This window comes from Mesorhizobium sp. M1A.T.Ca.IN.004.03.1.1 (assembly GCF_003997555.1).
Lineage (GTDB): Bacteria > Pseudomonadota > Alphaproteobacteria > Rhizobiales > Rhizobiaceae > Mesorhizobium.
In genome coordinates, this window is record NZ_RZTV01001011.1 from 1 (window position 1) to 239 (window position 239).

Consider the following 239-nt stretch of genomic DNA (forward strand, 5'->3'; position numbering starts at 1 on the left):
CTGAAGCTCGACGAGGATCTGGCCGAAGGCGTCGCCCTCGTCCACGATTTCGGTCACACGCCCTTCGGTCACACCGGCGAGGACGCGCTGCACGAGGTGCTGCTGCCCTATGGCGGCTTCGACCACAATGCACAATCGCTGCGCATCGTGACCAAGCTGGAGAGGCGTTATGCCGAATTTGACGGCATCAACCTGACATGGGAAAGCCTCGAAGGTCTCGTCAAGCACAATGGTCCGCT

Annotated in this window: 1 protein-coding gene; it reads left to right on the top strand. The window is 60.7% G+C overall.

The genetic code is table 11. The features are described 5' to 3' along the window. Positions 1-239, top strand: a 239-nt coding sequence (locus EOD29_RS34740) for an HD domain-containing protein (RefSeq protein ID WP_127248916.1), incomplete at both ends; no start/stop codon positions are given.